The organism is Sulfitobacter sp. L-8, assembly GCF_056859255.1.
On the sequence record NZ_JBSXOD010000047.1, the window covers coordinates 1 to 5,715 of the forward strand.

4 protein-coding genes and 1 pseudogene are annotated in these 5,715 nt (G+C 57.3%); 4 read left to right on the forward strand and 1 reads right to left on the reverse strand.

Annotated elements, in window-relative coordinates; all coding sequences use genetic code 11:
- From AC13DE_RS10995 to repC, 4 genes and pseudogenes are all read left to right on the forward strand, one after another.
- Window positions 1–208 (forward strand): annotated as a pseudogene (locus AC13DE_RS10995) (hypothetical protein); the annotation flags it as partial.
- A 494-nt stretch (window positions 209–702) separates the two neighbouring features.
- Window positions 703–1,914 (forward strand): plasmid partitioning protein RepA, encoded by a 1,212-nt coding sequence (gene repA / locus AC13DE_RS11000; RefSeq protein ID WP_483047850.1) that lies wholly within the window; start codon window positions 703–705, stop codon window positions 1,912–1,914.
- 103 nt (window positions 1,915–2,017) lie between these two features.
- On the forward strand, window positions 2,018–3,013 hold the full coding sequence (gene repB, locus AC13DE_RS11005) for a plasmid partitioning protein RepB (RefSeq protein WP_483047851.1): 996 nt from the start codon (window positions 2,018–2,020) through the stop codon (window positions 3,011–3,013).
- Window positions 3,014–3,173: 160 nt separating this feature from the next.
- Window positions 3,174–4,454 (forward strand): plasmid replication protein RepC, encoded by a 1,281-nt coding sequence (gene repC, locus AC13DE_RS11010; RefSeq protein ID WP_483047852.1) that lies wholly within the window; start codon window positions 3,174–3,176, stop codon window positions 4,452–4,454.
- A gap of 12 nt (window positions 4,455–4,466) precedes the next feature.
- Here the strand turns inward: repC and AC13DE_RS11015 are convergent, their stop codons facing one another.
- Window positions 4,467–5,564 carry a tyrosine-type recombinase/integrase gene (locus AC13DE_RS11015; protein ID WP_483047853.1) on the reverse strand — a complete coding sequence of 366 codons (1,098 nt, stop codon included), beginning with the start codon at window positions 5,562–5,564 and terminating at the stop codon, window positions 4,467–4,469.
- Window positions 5,565–5,715 lie beyond the last annotated feature (151 nt).

Genomic DNA, 5,715 nt, shown 5'->3' on the forward strand with positions numbered 1-5,715 from the left:
GACGCACCGCGTCCTTGGTCGCTCCCCGCGCGGCAAGCTGGTCGAGTGCGGCGGCATCTGGAAGAAGCAGAACAAGGAGACCGGCGCCGACTACTACACGCTGACCATCCGCGACCACGGCTTCAACGCCAACCTCGGCAAAGCCGCGAACCAGGACGATCTGTCCCTGCAGGCCGTCATCCCCTGGGGGCCCAAAGACGCCGTGTGACGCGAAGAATCGGCTGGGGCAACCCAGCCGACTTATGCTGCCTTCCAGGTCCCTGAAGCGACTTGGTTATTTGTTGGTCTGCCGTGATTGAAGTGCCGAACGGCGGCAAATGATCATAGCTCGTTTGTAAGGCCCGGCGGATACTGTTCGTTTTGGCACCCTAGGTTTCGCGGTTCTGCCGGGAGTTTCGAGTCCTAGATCCGCATGTGCTTTGACAGCCGTGCAGCCGCATAAATTCAATATAAAACAAATGGTTACATAGGTATCGCCGCGAGACATGACCAAATAACTGTGTCGAAGATGTCGCTATTATCCCTATATATTGAGTTGCGGTGTTCTGTGATCGCTACAGCTTGTCGCCGCATCTAAACCGCCAAGTGCGTCGAGTGGGTTCGAGCCTCTGGGTAAAAATCGTTGTTAAGACTCGTTTTTCCGTGTAGATGACACTTTAAAGAGCGAAATCGCTGAAAAAGCGATATTTAGAGGGCAGGCGGATGCGAGATAGGTCATTTACGGCTGATACGAAGGATCAACCCTTCGACGAGATCATCCTTCAGCAGGGAGAGTTGATTTCTGACCGCCTCAATATGTTGCGGCAGGAACAGTATCCTCCAGATGCCCAGAAAGGTCTACGTCAGTTTTCGCTCGCGGAGGTTGCCTACTATCTTGGCGTAACCCAGTCGACCATCAAGAAGCTTCACCTCGAGGGCAAAGGCCCCGAGCCTGAAACGTCGTCATCCGGAAGGCGTAGCTACTCTGCGGAGCAGATGCTCGAGCTGAGAGCTTATCTGGACAAACATGGTCGGCCTGGCAAGCGTCGATATGTGCCCTACCGACAGCCAGGCGAAGAGTTGCACGTTGTGTCTGTCGTGAACTTTAAAGGGGGCAGCGGAAAGACCACCACCGCAGCTCATCTCGCTCAGCATCTGGCGCTGAAGGGCCATCGCGTTCTTGCGATCGACTTGGATCCTCAAGCTTCGCTGACAGCTTTGCACGGTATTCAGCCTGAACTCGACAACGTGCCTTCGCTGTATGAGACACTCCGGTATGATGACGAGCGCAAGCCCATCTCCGAAGTAATCCGACCGACAAACTTTCCAAATCTGGATATCGTTCCGGCAAGTCTCGAACTGCAAGAGTACGAATATGATACCCCGGTTGCACTGACGAGCAGTGACCCCCATGAGGGGCGAACCTTCTTCACTCGGATATCCAAAGCGCTCGGCGAGGTCGATAAGCGCTATGATGTGGTCGTAATCGATTGCCCCCCTCAGTTGGGCTACCTGACGCTCACCGCTCTTACGGCCTCATCTTCGGTGATTGTGACGGTCCATCCTCAGATGTTGGACGTCATGTCGATGAGCCAGTTTCTTCTGATGTTGGGCGGGATCATGAAGACGATCCGTGACGCTGGAGCAAACATGCGACTGAAGTGGTTCCGTTACCTCGTAACGCGATTTGAACCGACGGACGGCCCCCAAAAGCAGATGGTCGGGTTCCTCCAGGCAATGTTTCCAAATCAGATGCTGTCGGCTCCAGTGTTGAAATCGACCGCGATATCCGACGCAGGGATAACGAAGCAGACGCTCTACGAAGTCGAGCGGTCGCAGTTCGTCCGGACCACCTATGATCGCGCTGTCACTTCTTTGAACGACGTGAACGACGAGATCGCAGAGCTGATCCACAAGGCCTGGGGGCGGGAATGACCGACATTTTGACAGCCGTGCAGATCACCAGTTTTGACAGCCGTGCAACTGATCGGATGAGCGCAGAGCTTGGGTTGGATCGCGAAGCAAAGGAGCTAGCTTAATGGCTCGGAAAGACCTCCTGAAAAGCGTCATGAGCGGTTCCCCGGAGCAACCCAAGGATTCTGGCCGCTCTGGATACGCAATGCGCGGTGCTTCGAAGTCGATGAAAGTTTCAATCGACAGCCTCGCGGAGAACTCGAAGCGTCTCCTGGAAGGGGAAACGATTGTCGAGATCGATCCACAATTGATCGACGTGTCCTTCGTCTCGGATCGCCTCAGCGATGACGATCAGGCATTCGATGAACTGAAGGCATCAATCGCAGCCGGCCGCCAAGACACACCAGTATTGCTTCGCCCGCATCCAGAAATAGACGGTCGCTATATGATCGTCTTCGGGCATCGCCGCGTTCGAGTTGCATCGGCGCTCAACCGTAAAGTTCGCGCTATTGTCAAACCAATGGACGATGTGGCGCACATTCTTGCTCAAGGGCAGGAGAATACGGCACGCGCAGATCTCTCGTTCATCGAAAAGGCGCTGTTTGCGAAGAGTCTCTTGGATATGGAGCAGTCAAAGGATGTGATCCAAGCTGCGTTGACCATTGATGGGACACTGCTTTCGCGCATGCTGTCGGTGGCTCAGAATGTCCCGCGGGACGTTATCGAGCAGATTGGCCCAGCCAAGCAGATCGGGCGTGATCGCTGGGAAGATTTCAAGAAGCTGGCTTTGGAGCCGGCGAACGACAAGATCCTCAAAGAAGCCTTTGAATTTGAAGGGTTTCAGGAACTCGATAGTGATGCTCGCTTCGAGTTCTTGCACAGCAAACTGGCAGAAGCGGGTAGGGCTCCGAAGCGACGAAAAGCACGCGCTACGCCCAAGAAACGCACCTGGACCGCCGGCAAAGGCCGCATCAAAGGCGTCATCGGCCGGTCCGGTAAGGCATTCAGTATTTCGCTCACGGCGCAAGATTCAACCGAGTTCGGAGACTTTCTCTCCGGTCGACTGGATCAGCTCTACAGCCAATTCCTCGCGACAAAAGAGGAGCAGTCGGAACGATGATCTAGGCAAAAGAAAAGCCCCCAAGCAGCGTGGCCTGAGAGCTAATCTGAAAAGTTTGGTCGCTTAGAAGATACCTCTCCCACGAATCACTGTCAACGACGAACGCTTTTGAGCGAACGGCTTTCTTTTGCCTCCACATAACCGGAGGTGAGATACAGGCATGAAACATACAGGTTGGCGCAAGCCGACACCGGGTCTTGGGGTTGCTGAGCAACTTGCCCAAGCCGGTGAACGGGTAGCAATACCCAAAACACGGGCCTTCGTGGCATTCAAGCGCGTGGGGGCACATATCGGCCTGAAAGCCGGTGACATGGTGCTCCTCGACACGCTCGGGGCCTTTACCCAGGCCCAGGACTGGGAAGAGGGGCAGCGTCCGATCGTCTGGGCGTCGAACGCCTATTTGATGGAGCAGACAGGTTTTTCGCTGTCGGCCCTCAAACGCCACGCGCGGCGCCTTGCTGAGATCGGTGTGATCTCCTTCCAGGATAGTCCCAATGGCAAGCGGTGGGGCCGCAGGGACACCGAGGGGCGCATCGTCGAGGCTTATGGGTTCGACCTGTCGCCGCTTTCAGCCCGCGTCGAGGACTTCGAGGAACTGCATGCCGAGTTGCAGGCTGAACGCGAGCTCTGCCAGCGCTTGAAGCGCCAGATCACGGTGGCGCGCCGGATGATCCGCGCCCGGATTGAGGCGGCTATCAGCAGCGCGCTGCGCGGGCCCTGGAGCCAATTCACGGGTGTCTTCGAAGAGCTTCTGGACCAGCTACCGCGGCGACACGAAGTCTCCGAACGGCTTGTGCGCCTGCTCACTTGGTTCAAGGAACTGCAGGAACGGGTGGAGGCGGCCTATCTCAAGGCGACCGCCGCGGTGAAACCTGTGGAAAACACGGATAATAACGATGCCCAAATGAAGGAGAACACTCAAAAAATGAACCCCAGGGAGGTCATTTCCGAACCTCATATACTAATTACAAATCAACTTAATCCTGTAACTGGTAATTCCTCTGAACAAGAGGAAGCGGCGGGTGTGGTGCCCAATGCGCCACCCGAAGAGCGGGTTGATAGGGAGTTGGAAGACTGGGTTGCCGAGGTGCGCAAGAAGCGCACAGCGCTCGACCTGCCGACAATCATGCAGGCCTGTCCCGAATTCGCATCCTGGGCGCGCAATATGGGTGGATTCTTGAAGGATTGGGGCGACCTGCACCGGGTTGCGGGGCAACTCAGGCCGATGATCGGGATCTCGGAGCATGCCTGGAACGTGGCGCAGGACCGAATGGGCACCCAGGTGGCCACGGCCGCGTTTGCGCTCGTCTTCGAGAAGCACAGCGTGGGTGAGGTTTCCTCGCCGGGCGGATATCTGCGCGGCATGGTCGAGAAAGCCGGGGCAGGGGAGTTGCACCTCGAGCGCAGCTTCTATGGCAGGCTCAGCGGACAGGCCGCGTGAGGGAACCCGGGTTCAGAGACCGGCGGCCTTGGTCAGGTTCACCCGGAACCGATCACGGCGGCGTTGGTAACGGCGGGTCATCTCGGCGGAAGCATGGCCGAGCTGCTTCTGAACATAGCGCTCATCCACCTCAGCCGAGGACGCGAGACCGGCGCGCAAACTGTGGCCAGAGAACAGCGCCAGGCGCTCTTTCTCGGGCAGCTCTGATCGGATGCCCGCGTCCAGGACCGTACGCTTGATCAGGCGGGCGACATGCTTGTCGTTCAGTCGCGTTTCCGTGGCGCGTTTGCCATCGCGCGAAGTGCCGACGAAGACTGGACCGAAGTCGATCTTTGCGAAGTGCAGCCATTGCTCGAGCGCGTGCACGGGGCAGGTTTGATCCTTGGAGCCGCGACCGACCTCGACCTCGCGCCAACCGGTCTTGGCGTTGAGCGTGAGCAGGGCACCCTTGTCTAGTACCTCAATCCAGCCGCCAGAGTCCGGCGTGTCGTCCTTGTGCACATCAAGACTGACGATTTCCGAGCGGCGCAGGCCGCCAGCATAACCCAAGAGCAGGATCGTCCGATCCCGCAGCCCGCGCAGATCGTAGGGCAGGGTGGCTACCATCGCGAGAATGTCTTCGGCCAGGATCGCTTCTTTTTGCACAGGCGGGCGCGCATGCTTGCGCTTGATCCCGGCCAACACCGTGGCGATATGGCGGTTCTTGCGATCAAGGGAGAACCCGCGCTGCGCGTAGTTCCAAACGAGACCTGAAAGGCGGCGTTCGATTGTGCTGACGGATAGCGCAAGGGAGGTGCCCGACCCGGAGGCCAGATCCGCCAGATAAAGCCCGATCATATCTGGCGAGGGCGGCAGAGGCTCGATGCCCTTCATCCGGCACCAGCGTGCAAAATGCGCCCAGTCTTTCGCGTAGGCCTTCAGCGTGTTGTCGGAGGCCGCAGCGCGCGCATAGGCGCGGGCAGTGTCGACCAGGCGATCGAGACCGCCTGAGCCCGCGACGTGGGCGGGTAGGGAGATATCGTTGCTTTTTTCTTGATCTCTCTCGTCGTCATGGGCGATACTGAATGCACCAGAGTTTGATGATGTCGACTTCTCGTCCTCTGAGGCCATTTCCCAGTGATGTCGTTGTGCCGAGGTTTTTGAGACTGGGTGCCATGTGTTTTCAATGGTTTGTGGTTTTTTCATTTTGAGATTGAGTCGGGGTAATTGATACTGTAGAGGAAAAGGAGTCGATATTTATGAGACTATCCCGCAGCCGCGC